An 805-nucleotide genomic window follows, 5' to 3' on the forward strand; every position below is an offset into this window, starting at 1 on the left:
TGATGCGTGTAGGGCTTGCATCAATCACAAACCCCTTTACGCCTCTGCTCTGTAACTCTTGCTCTAGTTGCGTTAAACTACGTCCTCGTGTGTCTGATTTGAAACGCTGTTTAATTGTGTTTGTAAGTTCTCTCATCACTTCACCAGATCGTTAGCTTTAATAAACTGTGCTAATTCCTCATCTGTTTTAATAGCTTTCATTTTTTGATAATGCATGCCTGCCATATTGCCTACATAATTTGTATCTTCAGCAAGCGGTATTACACTGAATGCTATTTCTCCATACTTGTTTTTGAGATAGTATTTATTTTTAGCTCCTTCCAATAAGCCCATTTAAAGCCCCTCCTTGAGACGTTGCGCATAATCGATGATTTTATCCAACTCTTTATCTAATGCGTCTTTACGACCCAGCCTTGTTGGATATTTAATAAGATTAAACTTCATTGCGCCTCTGAACTCTTCGGGTGTAAAGTGTTGTCTACAAAATTCGATAACATCAATATCACCTGTCCCTTGATAATGTTCAGGGATGTTTTTATAATCTTCAAAATGTTCAGCTTTCTTGTCGAAGTAATCCTCATCAGTAAGTTCGAACGGGTCATCGATACCATCTAACTGAACCATGACTGATTGTTTGCCAAGTCTATCAACTTCTCGAATAACAACACCTGCATGACCGTCCTGCACATTTAATCCACGATATTGCCATAAGATAATACGATCATCTCTTCTTAAATCTTTAATCTCGTTCATCTAACGCACCGCCTTTACCATTAAATCATTTTCACATAGGTGCAAGTACCAG

Annotated in this window: 2 protein-coding genes; both read right to left on the bottom strand. The window is 38.1% G+C overall.

Annotated features, from left to right (window positions below):
- Nucleotides 1-135: 135 nt before the first annotated feature.
- A complete protein-coding gene (locus HMPREF3270_RS11025; RefSeq protein ID WP_060804338.1) occupies nucleotides 136-333 on the bottom strand; it encodes a DUF3269 family protein in 198 nt (65 codons plus the stop codon).
- Nucleotides 334-753, bottom strand: coding sequence for a DUF3310 domain-containing protein (locus HMPREF3270_RS11030; protein WP_070501985.1), 420 nt, complete (start codon nucleotides 751-753; stop codon nucleotides 334-336). It abuts the gene before it with no gap.
- Nucleotides 754-805: the final 52 nt, after the last annotated feature.

This window comes from Staphylococcus sp. HMSC65H10 (assembly GCF_001839185.1).
Lineage (GTDB): Bacteria > Bacillota > Bacilli > Staphylococcales > Staphylococcaceae > Staphylococcus > Staphylococcus simulans.